We start from the raw sequence: 20980 nt of genomic DNA on the forward strand, positions 1-20980 counted from the left end.
CTACAGCTTTTATCTCATCTACTATACAGGCAAGTTATCATAAAATAAAGAAATATATATCCACTTAAATGAATATTATTTCACTCTACTTATAACCATTTTATGTAATATTGCGTAAATGTTTCGATACTTCGTGTATATTCCTGTATTCATCCTTCGACAGTTATACCGTTCAAAGGTAAATATTCGATAGGACATGTTACATTGTCATCAAAAGTTACAATTTCAAAGTTATTATGGTCAGATAAAATCTCACGTACCAATAAGTTATTTAAAGCATGACCGGATTTATAAGCATTAAAACGACCCAAAATCGGATATCCAATCAGATATAAATCACCAAGTGCATCTAGAATTTTATGACGAACAAATTCGTCATTAAAACGCAGACCTTCTTCGTTCAAAATATTACTTTCATCGATAACAATCGCATTGTCCATGCTACCGCCTAATGCCAGATTGTTCTGACGCATGGCTTCGATATCACGTAAAAAACCAAAAGTGCGTGCTGAACTCAGCTGCTCAATGAAGTTTTGGGTTGAAAACTGCAATTGGGCATGCTGAAAGTTTTTATCAATCGCAGGATGATCAAAATCAATCTCGAAATTAAGCTCAAATCCATTATAAGGACGTAGCTCTGCCCATTTATCGTCAACTTTGACACGTACAGTACGTACAATCCTGATAAATTTCTTTGAAGCATCCTGTTCGCAAAAACCAGCTTGCAATAACAGTCCTACAAAAGGCGCAGCACTGCCATCCATAATAGGTATCTCTGATGCCGATACACGAATTAATAGATTATCAACGCCAAGTCCCGCTATCGCGCTCAGCAAGTGCTCAACCGTGCCGACACGTGTACCACCAAACACCAGATTAGATGACATCATGGTATCTTGTACCAAAAAGGCACTGGCAGGAATTGGCGTGCTGCCAGTAATATCAGAACGCTCAAAGACGATTCCAGTATCGATTGGTTGCGGATGAAATTCTAAATCAACAGGTTGACCACTATGAAGACCAGTACCTGTAACAGCAATTGCTGTTTTTATGGTTCGTTGATTCATGGCTGTCTTCTCACATATTTTGTTACAATTGCCATAGTGTATCATTACCCGAACCCTGTTCGCTAGCGATAAAAAGCGTTAATTTACCTATCTCTTTGATTGATAACACTTATCGAAGCATTATTATCGGTGACTGTTTAGTCGCAATCACCAACCGACGGCTATGAAATATCGGGCTTTGAAAGGCTTCATCTCTTGAAAATACTGCCTAAATTATTAGGCTGAGGTAGTATCTTCTTATAAATAGGAATAACCAATATATAAGTAGTTGGTAAATAGCAGAAATTATGAATAGGCACAAAAAAGCCAGCGTTTGAACACTGGCTTTTTTAGAGAGCAATATTTATACGAATGATATCTATTTGTTCTGCTGACGCTTTAGATAGTCTTGAATGCTATTGGTCTTAGTTTTAGTCTGTTCAGGCACAGTATTAGAGCGAATTGGGTTTTCTTGATATTGAGCTTGAGACTGTTTTTGACTGTTCAAGGCACTGGTATGCAAGTTTGGATCAACAGGTTGCGTACTATTTACAGAAGGCACAGGCTGCTCAACCACTTCAGGCTCTTCACCAGCGTTTTCATCTAAGGTTAAACCAGTTGCAATAACCGTCACATGCAAGTCGTCGCCCATTTTTTCATCAATCACTGAGCCATAGAAGATATGCGCTTCATCGATATCAGTAATTTCTTCGACAATCACACTGATCTTGCTCATCTCATCTAGAGATAAGGATTCAGATGAAATCACGTTGACGAGTAAGCCTTTGGCATTCTCTAGGCGCAAATCATCAAGTAATGGCGATCTGATGGCTTTTTCAGTCGCTTGACGCGCACGATCATCACCGCTGGCACGACCGATACCCATCATCGCATGGCCCTTAGCGGTCATTGCGGTACGGATATCGTTAAAGTCAATGTTGATCATACCTTCGCTAGCGATGGTCTCTGCAATACCTTGGACTGCATGCAATAGCACATCATCTGCTTTTTTAAACGCATCTTGCATAGAGATGTTGCCGTAGACACTCATCAACTTATCATTTGGAATTGTAATGATAGAATCTACAAAGTTAGTCAGCTGCTCGATACCCGCTTTGGCAGCCTTGATACGTTTGCCGCCTTCAAATTTGAACGGCGTGGTGACTACAGCAACGGTCAATACTTCCATTTCTTTGGCAATACGCGCTACGACTGGTGCAGCACCAGTGCCCGTACCACCACCCATTCCAGCGGTGATAAAGACCATATCTGAATGCTCAAGCAGTGCACGAATTGCTTCTTCGTCACTTTCTGCTGCTTCACGACCCACTTCTGGATTCGCTCCTGCACCAAGACCACGGTTGGTTTTTGCGCCAAGTTGTAACTTATGCGGTGCGGTCAAACGATCAAGCGCCTGTTTGTCCGTATTGGCACAGACGAATGTTACACCTCTAATCCCTTGCTGTACCATATGTTCAACTGCATTACCGCCGCCGCCGCCTACACCGAATACAGTGAAGCTTGCTTGGCCATTATTTTGAAGCTGATTATCATCTGGCATGGTGTATTTTGACATAAAAAAGTTTCTCCAGTTGCAGATAGCGTGATGGTCGATACGTGGTAACACACGCATATGGCGCGCTATCGACTTACTATATATAAATGTATTTGATTAAAACAGGGCCATGGCTTAAATAGTAATGCTTAACCAAGATATGCCGTTATTATACAGGGTATTGCTTTTAATATGCTTGTTTGGTCTAGTTGACAAACCGCTTATCTAATTGGGTAAATAGATTTTCAGCAAGATTACAGGACAATTATAATATCTTTTTCAGTACACTGGCAAAACGTTGACCAGCACTTTGAAAAACACCCGTCACACGATTTTTTTGAATCGCTTCAGGCTCGCTTTTTTCACTGCGCCGAAACTGCTCGCTTTGGCTATATAATAGTGTACCAAATGCCGTTTGATAAGCCCGATCATTAACCTGAAGATTCAGCTGCTTAAAGGATTCATCATTATCAAAATGATTATAAGCACTAATCGCAGGATGCGTATTGGTTAATACCACTGGCATTTTTAATAATTTTTTCGCAAACGGTATCATGCCTTTAATCGCACTACCGCCGCCTGTGAGCACAATGCCCTTATCAATATAGCCTAATAAATCCGCTTCATGTAACTGGCGTATTACTTCAGTGAAAATCTGCACGTAACGGGCTTCGATAATACGCGCAAGGTTGTAGATACCAATGTTGATTTCATCACCTGACCCTTGCGGTTTAAATAGGAAAAATGAGCTTGGATCTACGCTGTTCACATCCACTGTACCATGCGATTTTTTCAGCTTTTCAGCCTCTATCATCGAAATACCAACGTCTGCTGAAATATCCATCGTCACTTCATGACTACCCGTTGCGATACAATGGGTAAAAATCAGCTTATTTTCCTTATAAACGCAAATACTTGTGGTGCTGGCACCTATATCTACCAAGCAAACGCCTTGTTGGCGCTCTTCGCTCATCAAGCTATATTCGGCACTCGTTACCGCATCGAAGACAATATGATCAATGCCCACATCACAGCTTTGCAATAGTTTTTGGATATTTTGACGACCAGCAACTGGCATCATCATCATGTGATACATCACAGCTATATTGTGCGCCACCATATCAATGGCATCATCAACCATAAACTCTTGGTTATCGATATAAATACCTTGCTGACAACAATGCATCAAATAATAGTCAGATGACAAATCTTGCGATTTGGCATTTGAGAGTGCTTGCACCATATCTTTAGCGCGAACGAATTCATCTTCTACTCTAACATCGCCCGCACTATTTTTGCTCAATAGCTCAGGAGTTGCCAGCGTAAGCCAGACACTATGCACACGGCAATTAGCGGTATCTTCCGCTTCTTGAATAGCCTGTTTGATAGCGCCTTGCAAGCGTTCACGATGCTTGATTTGACCTTGATAAAAGTCGCTATTCTTAACTTGTCCCACACCCATAATACGGATGTCTTTTGCAGACACAACACTACCAATGACGACATAAACTGCCGTGGCACTTAAATGGACAACAACCAAATTTTCAGTATTTTTCATGGTACCAGACAAATTATCGCTAAACAGGAGAACAAATGATGTCTCCATTAAATCATTAAAATAAGTCTATTATCAGCTGATAATAACGTATGTATACTCTGTATAAAAAATAAAGCAGACAAGTTTAGCGTGTTGGCTACTTTATATATTACTTATAGAGGTGCTTCAGTTGTTGGTTTTTCGTTTACGGGTGTATCATTATCTTTTGGCACTGCTATATTCCATGCAATCGTAAATCCATTTTTGTAACGAAGATCTACTGATTGTATCTCATCACGGCGGTTTTTTAATTGATTACCCAGCAGCTGGCTTAAGTTCAGTAGCTTTTGTGCTGTATTCTCATTATCAACGATAATACGTAACCCATTATCAAAACGAATCAGCCAAGTCATTCTTGGCGACAAAATAATATCTTCAACTTGTAAGCCAAGCGGAGCATACCAGTCATTGACTTGCTGCATCTGTTGCATAATAACCGGCGCTTGAGTCATATTGCCTTGCAAAGTTGCAAAGTTCTCTTGCGTTAAATCTCTACTATCAGCAGGGACAAACACATTCCCTGTTGCATCCACTAGACGCTCAGTACCAAAATTTGCCACTGCTTGCTTAGGCAATACGGTAACCACAATACCTTTTTGCCAGTCACGACTGATACTGACCTGATCAACCCAAGCCAAACCAGTGGTAATATCTCTCAGCGCTTGCAAATCAGAGGTGAAAAAGCTGCTCACACTTTGCTGATTCATAACATGCTGTAGCGCCCGATATTCGGCAACCGTCAATCCTTGATGATCGACATGAATAGCTGCTGGAGGTGCGTCACGTAAAGCCTTACCGCCCATTATCAATATCAGCACTAATAACCCAAGCACCAATACGGTAAAAAAGTATCTAACTGCAGTGGGTACTTGAAAGTTTGATTTTGGGTGACGGGTTTTATCACTCATCAAGTCAGCGACGTCATTGACAGTTTGAGCCATATTAAACTTCGTCCCTATATTTAATCAAAATAATCTGTATATTTCATACATTCGATTCATATTTACGTAGATCGATGATCTTTTTTATTTATGCAAAAGCGCTTATCACCATTATGCAGGTGTAAAATCTACTTAATAGATATGCTATCAATTCGTAACTTTAAATGGCAATATAAAGTGTGCTTATCGGCCTTTAAATGTAACATTTCTCTTATTTAATGAAGGACTTACCAAAGCGTTGCATAACTATCACCAAAACCACTAGATAGTTACAATATTAACGCATTTTACCTTCAAACAATAGCCTAACCCCTACTACTACTAACGAATTTACACAAGTTTACACGAAGCTGTGGTATAGCAGCTATAGCGATACATTACGAATAATGAGAAGCTACTATTTAACAATGATAAATAGTTTAAATACCTCATTTATTGAAATACTCACTCTTGTATAATTACTAAGAACAGCTTGTTTTATATAGGCAGTGACTTACTTAATAAAGTGTTACACCGTTTGCGCCAAAATATGCCAGCACAAGCTCTCGAAATCCATACCACGAGCTTTGGCTGCCATTGGCACCAAACTATGACTGGTCATTCCCGGTACGGTATTAATCTCAAGTAGCCAAAAGTTGCCCGCTTCGTCTTGCATCGCATCGATACGTCCCCAGCCTTTTGCATCAACGGCACGAAACGCTGATAAACTTAGATCTTGCAAATGCTTTTCATCCGCCGCACTTAAACCACAAGGGATATAGTAGCTGGTATCGTTACGATTATACTTGGCTTCGAAATCATAAAAATTGGTGATATCCGCAGGCTCTAGGCGAATGACAGGATAAGCTTCATCATCAATGATAACGATAGTAAACTCGCGACCAGTTATCCAGCGCTCCGCCATCACTACATCGCCACATTGTACGGCGGTTACATAGGCAGCAGGAAGCTCATCAAGGTTATTAACCTTAGTCATACCAATGCTTGAGCCTTCATGAACAGGCTTGATAATCAGGGGTAGTCCTAACATATTAACCACCTGCTGCCAGTCGGTATCAGCGGTTAGCAGTGAAAACGGTGCAGTCGATAATCCGCAGCCTTGCCACAGCTGTTTGGTACGTACTTTATCCATACCAAGTGCTGACGCTAAAATACCTGAGCCGGTTTGAGGAATATCAAACCACTGTAGCACGCCTTGCAGCAGACCATCTTCGCCACCCCGACCATGTAAGACATTAAATACACGATCATACTGACGTAGTTCAGTAATGTCTTGATGCTTAGGATCAAAATGCGTGGCATCAACCCCTTGGTTTTGTAGTGCTTGCAATACAGCTGCACCGCTGTCTAAAGACACGCTACGCTCATTACTATTACCACCGTAAATGACAGCAACTCTACCAAACTCACTCGCCTCTTTTACTTTACTTTCTTTAATAGCGGGTAACGTATTAGCGCTTTGGCTATTGTTAGCTACTTTATCCTGCTCTGCTTGTGCAGCAGCTGCTAAAGCTGTTTCTGGATTGATAATAGGGGCAGCGTTATTTTGAACATTGCCTTTAATGTTGTTGTTACTGTTATCTGTAGCGTTTTGCTCAACATTAACGCCATCTTCATCAATATTATTATTTTCTTCAGTATTATTCATGGTCATCGTTAGTGCTCCTAATATTTTTAAAGCAATGCTTCTAATGCTTCTAAGGCTTATTTGATATAAAGATTATTGGCGGCGAGATCGATAGCTATTTGCCCGACATTACCCGCACCTTGGGTGATCAGCATATCACCTGCTTTCAATAATCGCTGCATGACAGGGGCAATATTGTCTTTATCCACTATCGTTGGCTCGACGGCACCGCGCAAACGTATACTACGTGCTAAGGCTTTGGTGTCCGCACCAGCGATAGGGCTTTCACCAGCAGAGTAGACATCCAACAATAATAACTCATCAACACTTGAGAGTACTTCGACAAAATCATCGAAGCAGTCACGGGTACGGCTGTAACGATGAGGCTGGAACATCATCACTAAACGGCGCTCAGGAAAGCTTTGACGCGCCGCTTTGATGGTGGCATCAACTTCTTTTGGATGATGACCATAATCATCAATCAGCAGCACATTACCATCATCTATCTCCACAGAGGCATGTTGCTCAAAACGACGACCAACCCCTTCAAACTTCTGTAGCGCACGGGTGATTGCAGCATCATCGACGCCTTCATCAGTCGCCATAGTAATGGCTGCAAGCGCATTGTAGACATTATGCACGCCCGGAATATTCAGTGTCAGACGCAATGGCTCATGATCACGGCGTAGTACTGTAAAATGGGTTTTTGTACCTTCGGTGACCAAATCAACGGCTTGTACATCATTAAATGGCTCAAGACCAAAGGTCAATACTGGACGCCCAATATCATCAATCATCGCGTACAGCTCAGGATCATCACCGCAGACCACTGCCAAACCATAAAACGGCATGTTTTGTAAAAACTGGATATAAGCTGCCTTTAATTTATCAAAACTATTGCCATAAGTTTCCATATGATCTTGATCAATATTGGTGACAATCGCCGCCATCGGATGCAATGACAAGAATGAGGCGTCAGACTCATCAGCCTCGGCAATTAGAAAACGACTGCTACCAAGCGCGGCATTTTTGCCCGAAGCATTAAGCTTACCGCCAATCACATAAGTAGGATCTAAATTGCCTTCTGCCATCATAGTGGTCAGCAAACTGGTCGTGGTGGTTTTACCATGCGCCCCAGCAATAGCAATACCGTGACGATAACGCATCAATTCACCAAGCATATCGGCACGGCGCACTACCGGAAGACGTGCTTCGAGTGCTGCTTTTACTTCGGGATTGCTACGATCAATGGCAGACGATACAACAATGACATCGGCATTGGCAATGTTTTTGGAATCATGACCGATAGCAATATCAATACCAATCTGCGCCAAACGTTTGGTCACTAAGCTCTCAGTAATATCAGAACCACTCACTTGATAGCCTTGATTATTCATAACCTCAGCAATACCACACATCCCCGAACCACCAATACCAATAAAATGTAGATGCTGAATACGGCGCATTTCTGGTATTTCAATCAAACGTTTGGTTAAGGCTTTAGCAGAGGTTGGCATAAGGGTTTCTCTTTTTATAAGACGGATAAAATATAATAAGGCAAAAATATCGGGTGTTTATTTGTTTATCTACAAAGCTTGCCAGATAATATTGGCAACGTGCTGGCAGGCTTGACGATTGGCAAGCGCATGACCTTTTTTTGCCATCTCTAAGCAAGCAGGTCGATCAAGGGCTGCAAGCTCTTCACTCAAGCGTTTGGGCGTCAATTCATTTTGCGGTAATAGAATCGCCGCTTTATGTAATGTCAACGTCCGCGCATTTGCCGTTTGATGGTCATCAACCGCACTTGGTAATGGTACAAAAATCGCGGCAATACCCACATTTTGGATTTCAGTAACGGTCAACGCACCAGCACGGCAAACAATAATATCTGCCCAGTTATAAGCCGCTGCCATATCATCGATAAATGGCTGTACGGTAAACTTGTGCATACTTAAATCTTGCTCATCGTAAGCTGCTTGTGTGGCAGCTTCATTATTGCGTCCACATTGGTGACGTACCTCAAACGGACGTTCTATTAACGCCAGTGCTTTTGGCACGGTCTCATTTAGCACTTGTGCACCCAGTGAGCCGCCAACCACTAGCAGTTTTAATGCTGAGCGGTCATTTATATCATAACGCGCTATAGGTTCGGCGACACCAGTAATCGCGTTACGTACTGGATTACCAACTGTTTCAAGTTTTGCATCAAGCTGACTATTACCAAAGGTATTTTCAAACGCTTGCAAGACTTTGGTCGCCATCTTTGCCAAGTAGCGATTACTCATGCCAGCAATGGCATTTTGCTCATGGATAATAAGCGGTGTCTTAGTCAAAAGGGCTGCTATGCCGCCGGGTGCGCTGACATAACCACCAAAGCCAACCACTACATCAATATTATTACCACGAATGATTTTGATAACCGCCATAGTCGCAGACAGCAAGGTCACGGGCATTTTAAGCAAACGCCCAATCCCTTTACCGCGTAAGCCTTGCATCTCAATCGCATGAAAAGGATAACCGGTTGGCGCCACCAAACCATTCTCCATGCCGTTTGGTGTGCCTAACCAATGAATCACCGCACCGCGCTTAGTCAGTTCTTCACTAACCGCAAGTGCTGGAAATACATGCCCGCCAGTACCAGCAGCCATCATTAATATGTGCGGTGTCTTCATGAAACGCCTGCCTATCTTTTTTGTATTGATATGAAGGACTTATTGTCCTATAGCCATCTTACTCATCGGGTCATTAGAGCTGTTTAAAAGCCCGCATAGTATAGTGTAAATCGTGGTCTGATATATAGTCATTTCTGCCCGACCAATAACAAAAATCCAAGCCGTGAATAATCGCGACTTGGCTTTGGTAAATACCGCGAAATCGTTATCAAAACACTAGTTCCCTGACGTTTTAACGATCTATGTTAGCACAACTATTTTTACTCATTGTGCCAGTAGATGAGCATTACATTACTCTATCCTTACAGCTTATTTAACTAACAAACTTTAGCAGCTTATCAGATTGCCAGTCTTCGCTCTATTGCGATGATAAAGTCGGTCGCAATATCTGTACCGCATTGGTCGTCAATCTCACGCACACAGGTTGGACTGGTGACATTAATTTCCGTAATGCGTCCGCCAATTAAGTCTAAACCAACGAACATTAAACCTTTTGCTTTGACAATAGGCGCGACCACTTCTGCGACTTGGCGTTCGATATCGGTCAGCGGCATGGCTACACCGCTACCACCAGCGGCAAGATTGCCACGCGTCTCACCCTTTGTTGGAATACGAGCCAAGGTATAGTCAACCACAGTGCCATCGACAATAAGTACGCGCTTATCACCTTCTTTAATCTCTGGTAGATAACGCTGCGCCATAATCGGTAGCGTTTCAAGCTCAGTCAACATCTCAAGCGTCACGCCAATATTTGGGCTATCAGCAGTCAAACGGAATATACCCGTACCGCCCATACCATCTAATGGCTTGACAATAACGTCTTGCTGCTCAGCGATAAATTTGCGAATGTGAGCCTGTTTACTGGTCACAATCGTTGGGCTCATATAGTCACTAAACCAAGTGGCAAACAATTTCTCATTACAATCACGAATGGCTTGTGGGTCATTGACGACCAGTACACCTGCGGCTTTGGCATGATCAAGCATGTAAGTTGCATAAATAAAGCGCATATCAAACGGTGGATCTTTACGCATCAAAATCACATCATAATCGCTGACCGAACCTGTCGTCTTATCCCCTAACGTATAAAAATCCTCAGGATCACGCTTGACAGTGACTGACTGCGTATCGACCATCAACTGCCCACGATCAAGCCATAAATCATGAATCTGACAGTAACCCAGACGATGACCGCGATCTTGGGCCGACCACATCATAGCCAGACTGGTGTCTTTTTTATAATTAACTTGCTCGATGGGATCCATAATCACAAGTATGTTCAAAGATTTTTTTGGCTGTTCTAGGCTCATAAGAATACTCATTTACAGGATGTTATTAATAGATAAAATACATACAAATCACATATCAGCATGCCCATATAGGCAAATATAGTTAGCAAAGATTTCGATTAACTATACGCCATATTGAGCACGGTAATGCTGCATTTTTGCAAGTTGGGTTGCATTTTGATTCGAATGACCACCCTCTGCCAGATAGCTGATTAAGTCGTCAATATCGACAAGGGCGCGCACTGGAACGTTTAACGTTGCCGCCAGTTCCTGAATTGCCGAGCGCTCTGCTAAGCCTTTTTCCTTACGGTCAAGCGCCACAATAATACCAGCAACATGTGCGCCAGCTTGTTCTAAAATCTCAACCACTTCACGCATCGCTGTACCAGCGGTAATGACATCATCCAATACCCAAACCGCCTTGCCACTGACGTCAGCGCCGACCAAATTACCACCTTCACCGTGTGTTTTGGCTTCTTTACGGTTGTAACCCCAGTTGGCATTGATACCATGATGTAGCCATAAAGCCTGTGCAGTTGCTGCCACAAACGGAATACCTTTATAAGCGGCACCAAAAATAACCAGTTCTTGTGCGCCTTTACCCTCATTTGTAGCAGCCATCTGTTCAGCTAAGGCATCTGCATAACCACGTGCTAATAGCGACAACATCTCACCTGATGCAAGCAAACCTGCATTAAAAAAATACGGGCTAATGCGACCAGACTTTAAGACAAACTCGCCAAACTTTAAGACTTGGTTGTCTAACGCCAGTTGAATAAAGGCATGAGATGAAAATGGGACATTGTTAGCGTATTGGGCATGGGGCATTAGAGAATTCCTATGAACAAAAAGAAAGGTTTAAAAATGATTACTATGACGCGCATTATAGGCGTTGGCGCTTAACTTGACCAACCATTGATATCATAATCTTGCATATTGGGATATCGGGTCAGAAGACCGCAACGTGAAGAGAGGTCAAAATAACAGTGACCATCACGACTCACTTGAATGTTCCAGCCCAAATGATGAGCGGCTATGATCACATGCCCTGCAAAAATTCGAATTTGGCGATAGGCATGCCGCTGAGCAGGCTCACAGATACTCTGACTGAGTAAGTAGCTGCGTATATGCTGGCAAATTTGCGCGGCACTATAACTCTGGTTGATACTTTTGCGACGGCTGCACTGCTTTAAAGCATGAACAGCAACGCTACACGCCATAATATCAGTCGCTAAGCTGCCTTCACCTAACTCGAACTGCTGCGGCTGCAGTATTACGTGCCAGTCATCAGCATACATACTATTTAAAAGTTCATCAGGGTTATAGCGTTTGGTCAGGGTGCGCAGAGATAGTGCAGCAGATACTTTGGTTTTAGCATTAATATCTTTATCACTCTCTTCGCTCTCTGTCTCTGAAAATCCATAACGATTCAATCTTGGATACGCCCGAATTGCTTGTTGAATATCTGACATATCTAGTAAAACCATCTCATTTAACGACGACATTAATGGCTGCTCGCTCTGATTGTGATAAAAACTATCAGGCAGCGCTATCAATTTAGCAGCGTTTAGTAATGATAAATGTTCTGCTAATGCCTCTGACGCAATAAGCGACCATTTTGACAAGCTGTCCTTATCAGGCTGATAAAAACGGGCAGCATTGCCATATAATCGGCGTAATTGCCCATTTAAGCGTCGCGCTGGTTCTGGAATATCTGTCAGCGGTCTTGCAGGATCTAATGGCACTTGCGTCGGATCAAAATTAGGATGGACAATCGCAGGCTGGTCACTACTGAATAAAACGGCTGATTGCGCCGCATTATTATTTGCAAACTGACCCTCTGCCACAAGATCAACACTGAATAAACCCTCATCAGAAGTAAAAGGCTGGGTCATGAAATCTCCCTAAGTGAGTGCTATTATAAAACAGCACTCATGAACAATATATTTGAAAACGTATTTAAGCGCTATAGCAACTTATGAGTCTTGATGACGCAAAATATCTTCATATCCCATTTGCCAATCAGGATACGTCAGCCACGCTAACGGAATATTGCTATGTAGGCGCTTTCCGGTCATGGCGCTATTCTTATCATCAAGTACTGGCAGTGCTTCACCCAGTCGCTCACATAGCCAAGTGGTCAGCGTAAAGGAAGTCACTGGCAAATAGTCGGTTGCAATATAAACAGGCTTTGGTACCTCTATCGTTAGTACTTTGGCGATAATATTGACCAAATCAGAGTCCATAATGCGATTGGTCCACACGCCAGCTGCTATCGGCTTTTTCTCTGACTCTTTAGCTTTACGCACACGCATTAAGCGCTCGCGCCCATAAATACCACTTGGGCGAATGATAATTGCTTTATCATCAAAACCTTGTTTCAGCATTTGCTCTGCTTGCAATATCACCTGTGATGCTTCGCGTTTAGGCAGCATCGGCACGGTATCTTTATCGATCCATTCACCGTTATCTTGCCCATAGATCCCAGTTGAAGAAATAAAAACAATACGCTGAAGATTGGATAGTTTGTCCGCAAGCAACGCTAAATGCTGGTTAATCGCCAAGTAGCTATTGTGATAACCATCGGTTGAGTACTCATCAGGGGTGACGATGATAGCAATATGAGTAAAGTCTTGCAGTTGCTCAGCGCTAAGCGTCAACGCATCTGCTTGCATAAATTTAGCTTTATCATCCAGCACGTAATGCTGTCGCTCGTTACGTGCCAGCCCTGTGACATTTAAGCCATCTTGCGCAAGCTTATTGGTCACTGGTAATCCAATGTCACCTTGACCGATAATTAATATATTATGCGTATTCATCATAATTCCTGCCTGCCTTTGAAGATGCTGCTAAAAATACTGGTGGCTGCTAAAAATAACGTCGATATGACAGCTGTATATCGTCATTGGCATCAATGCGATCTTGCCATTCATAATTGGCATTGATACGTAATGCTTGTTTTTTATCGATATCGTATTGCAGCCCTAAGCTTGATATCGGCTGCCAATAATGACCGCGCACATTAGAGTCGTCGCTGCTGCCATGATACCAATATGGCAATTGCAATTCAGCCTGCGCACGTAACTGATTGTTAATCTGATAACGACAGCCAGCGTTTACGCCTGCGCCGACACGAAAGCCTTTATTAATACCACGCCCCGTTTGCGCGGTACCTGCCAAAAAGGTATAACAAAGCTGCGGCGGCATCTCGCCTGTACCTGCACTAGGCGTACCAAATGCCCATGACCAACCAGACTCATAGCCCAAGCTACCAACTAAATGGTCGGTACCGGCTTGCTGCGAGCCATCGTTTACACGCGTGGCCTCTATACTCGCGCCCCAGGTTTTGCCCTTCTTAGCCGAATTGACAGGGTTAAAAGAACGCCCTTTAATCAAAGTCAAATTCTGTAACACCACACTTTTTGGCTGATTGGCTTTATCATTATCTGTGTCATACAAACGTAAAGTCGCAGAAGCACCTTCTAAATCAAAGAACTGCGGAAAACCAGACGGATGATCAAGGGTATCGTGATAGCCTGCGCGCGCCCCAAGATCGATGTAATTATTATCGCCGCGCTGACCGATGCCAATACTGCCCATTTGCAGCGAATGTCGATTGAGAGGATTGGTATCTGAGACCGCAATCTGGTGAGTGAGTAACGCCTGACCATCAGCTGACATGCTCGAAACTTTATTGAGCTGGGCCGACTTAATCTCATTAATCGTCTGTTTTGGGTTGTTATGGTAGCCGAGCTGCTCACGCTCCTGTTTGACTTTGTTCAATTGCGCTTGGCGTAAGGTACTATCAGCCGGCGTATAATTGGTGCTAGCAAGAAAACCTTCTTTGTTCAGCAGCTGTACCACATCTGATGGAATAACGGCATAAGGCAGCTGACTTAATAAGTGCTGCTCTGGACGTACCACATCTATCAGGCGCAAAATCTCAGAGGCGCAGTTGTCAGAGGTAAAGTAATAGGGCAATTTTAAATCTTTGGTTTCCCAAACGTGCAATATGATTTGCTGTACTTCCTCTGGGGTCAAATCCAATTGATATGTCCACGCATCACGCTCATCGTCTTGCAGATATTTAGCAAGCTTTTCTGGATAAGGGTCAATCTCGATCAGATTGTTATAGCCGCCCGTCATAGATTTGATGGCATACAATACAAAGTTATCTTTGGTATCGCCATCGACCGTATCATTTAGCGCATAAGCATGATGAATTTGGCTTAGATCAGCCACACTTGCTTTTGAATCGATACGCAACAAGGTATGCGCAAAAGCAGACAGAGGATTGTCTAAGTACTCTTGGGCAAACATAATAGACAGCTGCTCAGGGGCAAGCTTTTGCATCCATTCCGTCAGCTCTGGACAAGTTACCTGCATCGCTGACTTATCAATAGCCAAGGTATCACTTAGCCATTTTGCTCTTGCTGGGAAACGGCATAGCGCAGAGTTGCTATTACTAGCTTGGGCAGTATGATTAGTTTTAGAATTATTGGTTTTATTAGCCATTTCATCAGCAAAGGCAACAAGCATCGCATCAAGCTCAGCGCCTGAATCCTCACGCCCATTTGGGCTCAAAAAGAAGCGAGCGTCATCGACCGCACTGATATTTTTATTTTTGCCAAACAAGCCTTTTTTCTCATCAGAGAAATATAATAAGCGGCGCCATGTCGTATCTTGGGCAAGATTTTTTGTCTTAGCCTGCTCACGCCATAGATTTAGCAGCTGATTTGCATCTGTTTCGGCTTTAGCATTGTTATTATTGGTATTGGTATTGGTATTGGCATCGGTATTAAGCGCAAGCTCACCAGTCGTGACCAGTGATGCAGGCGTTGGTAAAAATGCTTGTGCTTGCGCAGTTAGCAGCAGTCCAGCTATCGCCAATGACAAACGTGCACGGCGGCTAAGCTGTATTGGCGTTCCATCTAGCGCAATACGATTTGAAACTGAGTGTATGGACATAAGTAAAATCTCGCACTGTAAAGGTGATACGCTTATCGCGTGATGGACGCTCATTAAAAATTTATGAGTAACAATAGACTTTTAGCAAAATATTATTGACGTCTCTCTTGTTTATACTGAAATGACGATATATTTGCTATTTATTTATACCAAATTTACGATAAAACGCATTCTTCTGCTGATTAATAACCACAATAAAAGAGAGCATTATGTCTATAGCATCATCAATGACTATCAACGAGGGTCAATTATCTGCCGCCACGTGGCTTGCATCGCCAAACACTAATAAAAGACCTGAACATATCCGCATTGATACAATTGTTATTCACAATATTAGCCTACCGCCTAACGAGTTTGGCGCGTGCGGTTCTGATGGCAACCACTACGTCAAAGCCTTGTTCACCAATCAGTTAGACTGGGACGCCCATCCTTATTTTCAGACGATAAAAGGTGCTGAAGTTTCCGCACATTTATTTATCGAGCGTGACGGTACGATGACGCAGTTTGTGAATTTTAACGAGCGTGCATGGCATGCTGGCAGGTCGAGCTATCTTGGTCGAGCTGAGTGTAATGATTATAGCATTGGCATTGAGCTTGAAGGGTCAGATTTTGTGCCCTTTAGCGCGGCGCAGTATGAAGCATTGGCAAACGCAATCGTCGCAATCTATGACGCGTATCCCAAAACCCGTCGGCATCTGACTGGTCATAGTGACATTGCACCTGGTCGCAAGACTGACCCCGGTGATTGTTTTGAATGGACAAGATTGCGTGAAATGGTAGCCCGCCTTCTTGAGGGCTAAACCTTACTTCAATGAGGATAAAATCTCAAGAAATAGAAGAATACATATTCCATATTCAATGCATTTACCTAGGTTATGAAAGTGCTATAATCTGACAGTTTTTTTGACTCTCGTAAATCAGCAAGCAACCATCACTAAACAAATTGGCATAATAGGTTCTCATGGCAAAAAGTCGGTTATTTCGTTCAACCATGGTAGTCAGTAGTATGACTATGCTGTCGCGTATTTTAGGTCTGGTACGCGATATTGTGTTATTAGGCGTCTTTGGCGCTGGCGGTCTGATGGACGCTTTCTTGGTCGCCTTTAAGATACCGAACTTTCTGCGACGCCTGTTTGCTGAAGGCGCATTTAGTCAGGCCTTTGTACCTGTTTTATCTGAATATAAAGAAAAATATAGTCTACGAGAAGTACAGATATTAGTCAGTCGCACGTCAGGCGCGCTGATGTTAATTTTATCGATGCTTACCGTAGTGGTTATTTTAATGGCACCGTGGGTCGTGACTTTATTTGCGCCCGGTTTTTCTGATCAACCTGATAAGTTTGCGATTACCGCTGAGCTGTTGCGCCTCACCTTCCCTTACTTATTATTTATTTCCATGACCGCTTTTGCCAGTGGCATTTTACAAAGTTACGGACGTTTTGCGGCACCAGCCTTTGCACCTGTATTGCTCAATCTGTGTATGATTGGTGGCGCGCTGGTTTTTGCACCTATGTTTGAGACGCCCATTATGGCGCTAGGTTATGCGGTCGCTATCGCTGGTTTATTACAGCTCCTACTGCAATTGCCACAGTTATCCCAACAAAAACTACTGGTGATGCCCAAAATCGACTTCCAGCATGAAGGCGTCAGACGCATATTAAAGCTGATGCTACCTGCTATCTTTGGGGTGTCGGTTACTCAAATTAATCTGCTATTAAATACTATCTTTGCCTCTTTGATGATTGGCGGCTCAGTCTCGTGGCTATATGCCGCTGAGCGTATGAGCGAGTTACCCCTTGGTTTAATTGGTGTGGCAATTGGTACAGTCATTTTGCCAAGCCTATCAAAAAGTGAAGCCCAAAAAGATGATGTCAGTTTTAAAAAGACCATCGATTGGGCAGCTCGCTTAATTATCTTAGTCGGTGTACCTGCATCGGCAGCACTGTTTATTCTGTCTGACGTGCTCATGCAAGCGCTATTTTTACGTGGCGAATTTACTTTACGTGATGCGCAAATGAGTTCGCTTGCGCTAAAAAGCATGGCGGGTGGCATCCTAGGCTTTATGTTAATAAAAGTCTTTGCCCCTGCGTTTTTTGCTCGTCAAGATATCCGTACGCCCGTCAGAATCGGTATTATTTCCGTTTTTGCTAATATGATCTTTAGTGTTATCTTCATTGGGATATTTTACTTCCTTGAGATTCCATTGCATGGCGGTCTGGCACTTGCGACGACTGGCGCATCATTTGTGAATGCAGGCTTACTGTATTACTTCTTGCATAAGCGTGATATTTTCCGTTTTGGCAGTCACTGGAAAAAACTGTTTGCGCAGTTTGCAATCTCTACCAGTGCTATGATCGCTGTGCTTTATGTCATGCTACCGTACTTTCCAACCGACAAGGCACAGTGGCAACGTTTGGTTGCGCTGCTGATTATGTGTGTGGTCGGTGCGCTGGTTTACGGCGGAGTATTATTAGCAACAGGCTTCCGTCCTCGCCAACTCAAACATGGTTAAAAGGGTGTGATAAATTATTGGTTTACCAAACCAAAACAAGCTCAATATGAGAATTGACAGTGCATACTGCTGATAGTTGCCATAATGGCTTATTGTTAAATTACTCAATATTAAGGTTTTATATGACTACTCAGCAGCTTGCAGCTCAACGCTTACCTATGATTTTTGCGACCGGTCTACTCAGTGCTGGACTATTAATAAGCGGTTGTAGCGATAATAACAAGGTAGAGACCCAGCCAGCAGACGAGACAACAGACGGCTCATCTGCCATAAATACTGTTAACAGCACGGATGATGTCGATAGTACTGCTGATGTTAATAAGACTGATAGCATAGCTAACAGTGATACGGCTAAGACAGATAACGACATCGTCAGTCAAGATATCAGCCCTATCGCAGCGGCTGTAAAAGAGCCAAGTATACTAACCAATCGAACCGAAGCAGGTACACCAGAAAATACGGTGAAACTAGCGCTTGATACCTTATATTATGGCGACGTTAAGAAAGCAGCGTCATACTATAAAGTCGATATGGAGAATTTCGCTGAAGAGTTAAAAAACACCCAGTTTGCCTTTAAGCAGACGGTTGAAGCGGTCACTATTATTGATACCAAGTACAATAGCGATAAAACAAAAGCCACGGTCACAGGTGAGCTAAGATTAAAAGGTCAAAGTGAGCCTGCGCCTTTGGCTTATGAGCTGCAAAAAATCAATGGTGAATGGAAAATATTGGGGTAAAAAATGCTTGTTTAAAGCAGGAATGTCACCATAGTTATCTTAGATATTATTGTCATTATCTATCACCCGTTTACCCAGCATCACCACATCAGCGATAAATCCATCCATATCACAGACTTGTGGCATCAACCCCCATTGCTCAAAGCCAAGCTTACGAAATAACCCCAAGCTTGGCTGGTTATGGGCAAAAATAAGCGCTGCAACATTACGAATACCGAGGCTTGGCGCTTGCTGCAACATCCAGCGAAGCAATAAACTGCCTAGACCTCGACTATGATAGTTGTTGTGAATATAAATGCTGATCTCGCTACTAATATGATAAGCCGGACGCGCATACAAATCACTAAAGCTGCCCCATGCGACAATTGACGGGCGTTTTTTATGCATATCGTCTTCCATAGCTATATCTATCATTCTAACGACATAGATAGGTCGTGTTGCACTCTCGATATGTTCTACAAACCAAGCTGCCCGCTCTTCATAAGTCACTGGTTCTAGATTGGCTGTTGCCTGCTTACCAGCAATACTTTGATTATAAATGGCTAAAACTTCAGATAAATCATTTGCAGTCGCATACTGCACCATAAATGTATCGCCAAACTTATTCGTCAATATAGGCAAATTAGTCCGATCAAAAATAGGTTTAGAATGTGGGTTAGCTGTTATTGCAGACATAGCACCTCCGTAATGGGTTATTCATCGTTAATAGTTTGATCACCCTATAAAGCGATCTCTAGGTAATCAAACAAGCTTCAGTCAGTAAAATAACTATGATATAAAACGGACAATATCGTTCTGCCATTATCAGCAGACTATAGGATGTTAGTCTGGCTATTTTACTTTATAATGGCTGATTTTAAACACATCGACTTTATATCCAAATGTGTTTTTCATTTTTTATCTGGTTTCATCTATCATAGCTGAACATTTATGAATACCTATTTTCTTGAGCAACTGCTGGCGTCTTCAGACGCTTCGCCTACCAATACCAACCCAGTAGCTTTAGCGCCCTGTGTGCTCACTATTGGCAATTTTGATGGCGTGCATTTGGGACATCAAGCGATGCTTACTCAAGTGCGCGAACTTGCAAAGGCGCGTAATCTTGGCTCTGCCGTGATGATATTTGAGCCACAGCCAAGAGAGTTCTTTGCCCCTGCTGCTGCCCCAGCCCGTTTAACCAATCTTGCTGAAAAGCAAGCGTTGCTAGCAGAATATGGCGTTGAAACCTTGATTGTGGCAGGCTTCGACAACGAATTTCGCTCATTATCAGCGCAGGCATTTGCAGATATTTTAGCACAGCGTTTAAATGTACAAGCCTTGGTATTGGGTGATGATTTTAAATTTGGGCATGATCGTACTGGTGACAGTCAGTTTTTACGCGATTATGGTTTGCATGTGACCAATCTAGATACGATTACTGACGATAATCATAAAGCAGCACGCATCAGCTCCACTCGTATTCGGGATCTCTTATTGGCAGGTGATATCAATGCGGCTAATGCATTACTTGGTCGAGATTACGCTATTACTGGCACGGTCGTTGGTGGTGATAAAATTGGTCGCACCATGGACTTCCCGACCGCTAATATTGACCTAAAACGTATCAAGCCTGCCTTACATGGTATTTTTGCGGTCGATGTGGTTAGCCTAGATAATGATGGCAATGTTATACCAAGCGATTTAGTCAAACGTGCAGATGAGGGTCATAAAGGCATAGCAGGTTTGCAGGCACACAGTTTGTTTGGTACTGCTAATATCGGCACTAGACCTTCCGTCGACAAAACCCATGATTGGCGTTTGGAAGTACACTTTCCACAACTACAAGCCGACTTATATGGTTTAACCTTGCAGGTGCGTTTTTTGCATTATTTGCATGGAGAACGTCATTACGAAAGTTTAGATGCGCTAAAACAAGGTATTCATCATGATGTACAAGAATTGATTGAATGGCGAGACAAGCAAACGGGTGGTTAAGTAGTGACCCTTTTAAGCAAATCATTGATAAATAAAAACCCACAACCTTTAAAGTTGTGGGT

At 42.8% G+C, this 20980-nt stretch carries 17 protein-coding genes; 4 read left to right on the plus strand and 13 right to left on the minus strand.

Going from position 1 to position 20980, the window contains the following annotated elements:
• Positions 1–149: 149 nt before the first annotated feature.
• The 12 genes from lpxC to JMX75_RS03820 form a co-directional block, all read right to left on the minus strand.
• Positions 150–1067, minus strand: a complete 918-nt coding sequence (lpxC, locus tag JMX75_RS03765) for a UDP-3-O-acyl-N-acetylglucosamine deacetylase (RefSeq protein ID WP_181209702.1) — start codon at positions 1065–1067, stop codon at positions 150–152.
• Between the two features lie 358 nt (positions 1068–1425).
• Complete coding sequence (ftsZ, locus tag JMX75_RS03770) at positions 1426–2622, minus strand: cell division protein FtsZ (RefSeq protein ID WP_011514344.1); 1197 nt, start codon at positions 2620–2622, stop codon at positions 1426–1428.
• Between the two features lie 244 nt (positions 2623–2866).
• Positions 2867–4159 carry a cell division protein FtsA gene (gene ftsA, locus JMX75_RS03775; RefSeq protein ID WP_201531102.1) on the minus strand — a complete coding sequence of 431 codons (1293 nt, stop codon included), beginning with the start codon at positions 4157–4159 and terminating at the stop codon, positions 2867–2869.
• Positions 4160–4311: 152 nt separating this feature from the next.
• On the minus strand, positions 4312–5139 hold the full coding sequence (locus JMX75_RS03780) for a cell division protein FtsQ/DivIB (protein ID WP_133104713.1): 828 nt from the start codon (positions 5137–5139) through the stop codon (positions 4312–4314).
• A 508-nt stretch (positions 5140–5647) separates the two neighbouring features.
• Positions 5648–6793: a D-alanine--D-alanine ligase gene (locus tag JMX75_RS03785; protein WP_320157700.1), complete on the minus strand. Its 1146-nt coding sequence runs from the start codon at positions 6791–6793 to the stop codon at positions 5648–5650.
• 50 nt (positions 6794–6843) lie between these two features.
• On the minus strand, positions 6844–8283 hold the full coding sequence (gene murC / locus JMX75_RS03790; protein ID WP_011514348.1) for a UDP-N-acetylmuramate--L-alanine ligase: 1440 nt from the start codon (positions 8281–8283) through the stop codon (positions 6844–6846).
• A 69-nt stretch (positions 8284–8352) separates the two neighbouring features.
• Positions 8353–9438, minus strand: coding sequence for an undecaprenyldiphospho-muramoylpentapeptide beta-N-acetylglucosaminyltransferase (gene murG / locus JMX75_RS03795; protein WP_201531104.1), 1086 nt, complete (start codon positions 9436–9438; stop codon positions 8353–8355).
• Between the two features lie 338 nt (positions 9439–9776).
• A complete protein-coding gene (gene gshB / locus JMX75_RS03800) occupies positions 9777–10748 on the minus strand; it encodes a glutathione synthase (protein WP_201531106.1) in 972 nt (323 codons plus the stop codon).
• A 102-nt stretch (positions 10749–10850) separates the two neighbouring features.
• Positions 10851–11555 (minus strand): orotate phosphoribosyltransferase, encoded by a 705-nt coding sequence (gene pyrE, locus JMX75_RS03805; protein WP_201531108.1) that lies wholly within the window; start codon positions 11553–11555, stop codon positions 10851–10853.
• Between the two features lie 71 nt (positions 11556–11626).
• Positions 11627–12622: a hypothetical protein gene (locus JMX75_RS03810; RefSeq protein ID WP_201531110.1), complete on the minus strand. Its 996-nt coding sequence runs from the start codon at positions 12620–12622 to the stop codon at positions 11627–11629.
• A gap of 81 nt (positions 12623–12703) precedes the next feature.
• Complete coding sequence (locus tag JMX75_RS03815) at positions 12704–13546, minus strand: SDR family oxidoreductase (RefSeq protein WP_201531112.1); 843 nt, start codon at positions 13544–13546, stop codon at positions 12704–12706.
• Positions 13547–13595: 49 nt separating this feature from the next.
• Complete coding sequence (locus JMX75_RS03820) at positions 13596–15695, minus strand: DUF4105 domain-containing protein (RefSeq protein WP_227673135.1); 2100 nt, start codon at positions 15693–15695, stop codon at positions 13596–13598.
• Positions 15696–15904: 209 nt separating this feature from the next.
• Here JMX75_RS03820 and ampD point away from each other — a divergent pair, with 209 nt between their 5' ends.
• From ampD to JMX75_RS03835, 3 genes are all read left to right on the plus strand, one after another.
• Entirely contained in the window at positions 15905–16495 is a 591-nt protein-coding gene (ampD, locus tag JMX75_RS03825; protein ID WP_201531116.1) for a 1,6-anhydro-N-acetylmuramyl-L-alanine amidase AmpD, read from the plus strand.
• Positions 16496–16656: 161 nt separating this feature from the next.
• Complete coding sequence (murJ, locus tag JMX75_RS03830) at positions 16657–18207, plus strand: murein biosynthesis integral membrane protein MurJ (RefSeq protein ID WP_201531118.1); 1551 nt, start codon at positions 16657–16659, stop codon at positions 18205–18207.
• Between the two features lie 122 nt (positions 18208–18329).
• Complete coding sequence (locus JMX75_RS03835; protein ID WP_133104722.1) at positions 18330–18944, plus strand: hypothetical protein; 615 nt, start codon at positions 18330–18332, stop codon at positions 18942–18944.
• Positions 18945–18983: 39 nt separating this feature from the next.
• Here JMX75_RS03835 and JMX75_RS03840 read toward each other — a convergent pair whose 3' ends face one another.
• Positions 18984–19619 carry a GNAT family N-acetyltransferase gene (locus JMX75_RS03840; RefSeq protein WP_133104723.1) on the minus strand — a complete coding sequence of 212 codons (636 nt, stop codon included), beginning with the start codon at positions 19617–19619 and terminating at the stop codon, positions 18984–18986.
• A gap of 255 nt (positions 19620–19874) precedes the next feature.
• On the opposite strand from JMX75_RS03840, the gene ribF reads away from it, so the two are divergent.
• The gene (gene ribF / locus JMX75_RS03845; RefSeq protein WP_227673040.1) at positions 19875–20918 is read left to right on the plus strand and encodes a bifunctional riboflavin kinase/FAD synthetase; all 1044 of its coding nucleotides are present in this window, start codon (positions 19875–19877) and stop codon (positions 20916–20918) included.
• Positions 20919–20980 lie beyond the last annotated feature (62 nt).

The sequence above is a fragment of the Psychrobacter sp. LFX-11D genome (genome assembly GCF_904846475.1).
GTDB classification, from domain to species: Bacteria; Pseudomonadota; Gammaproteobacteria; order Pseudomonadales; family Moraxellaceae; genus Psychrobacter; species Psychrobacter cryohalolentis.

Coding starts and splice junctions, on each gene's coding strand:
- lpxC (WP_181209702.1), bottom strand. CDS start 1,067: ATGAATCAACGAACCATAAAAACAGCAATTGCTGTTACAGGTACTGGT.
- ftsZ (WP_011514344.1), bottom strand. CDS start 2,622: ATGTCAAAATACACCATGCCAGATGATAATCAGCTTCAAAATAATGGC.
- ftsA (WP_201531102.1), bottom strand. CDS start 4,159: ATGAAAAATACTGAAAATTTGGTTGTTGTCCATTTAAGTGCCACGGCA.
- JMX75_RS03780 (WP_133104713.1), bottom strand. CDS start 5,139: ATGGCTCAAACTGTCAATGACGTCGCTGACTTGATGAGTGATAAAACC.
- JMX75_RS03785 (WP_320157700.1), bottom strand. CDS start 6,793: ATGACCATGAATAATACTGAAGAAAATAATAATATTGATGAAGATGGC.
- murC (WP_011514348.1), bottom strand. CDS start 8,283: ATGCCAACCTCTGCTAAAGCCTTAACCAAACGTTTGATTGAAATACCA.
- murG (WP_201531104.1), bottom strand. CDS start 9,438: ATGAAGACACCGCACATATTAATGATGGCTGCTGGTACTGGCGGGCAT.
- gshB (WP_201531106.1), bottom strand. CDS start 10,748: ATGAGCCTAGAACAGCCAAAAAAATCTTTGAACATACTTGTGATTATG.
- pyrE (WP_201531108.1), bottom strand. CDS start 11,555: ATGCCCCATGCCCAATACGCTAACAATGTCCCATTTTCATCTCATGCC.
- JMX75_RS03810 (WP_201531110.1), bottom strand. CDS start 12,622: ATGACCCAGCCTTTTACTTCTGATGAGGGTTTATTCAGTGTTGATCTT.
- JMX75_RS03815 (WP_201531112.1), bottom strand. CDS start 13,546: ATGAATACGCATAATATATTAATTATCGGTCAAGGTGACATTGGATTA.
- JMX75_RS03820 (WP_227673135.1), bottom strand. CDS start 15,695: ATGTCCATACACTCAGTTTCAAATCGTATTGCGCTAGATGGAACGCCA.
- ampD (WP_201531116.1), top strand. CDS start 15,905: ATGTCTATAGCATCATCAATGACTATCAACGAGGGTCAATTATCTGCC.
- murJ (WP_201531118.1), top strand. CDS start 16,657: ATGGCAAAAAGTCGGTTATTTCGTTCAACCATGGTAGTCAGTAGTATG.
- JMX75_RS03835 (WP_133104722.1), top strand. CDS start 18,330: ATGACTACTCAGCAGCTTGCAGCTCAACGCTTACCTATGATTTTTGCG.
- JMX75_RS03840 (WP_133104723.1), bottom strand. CDS start 19,619: ATGTCTGCAATAACAGCTAACCCACATTCTAAACCTATTTTTGATCGG.
- ribF (WP_227673040.1), top strand. CDS start 19,875: ATGAATACCTATTTTCTTGAGCAACTGCTGGCGTCTTCAGACGCTTCG.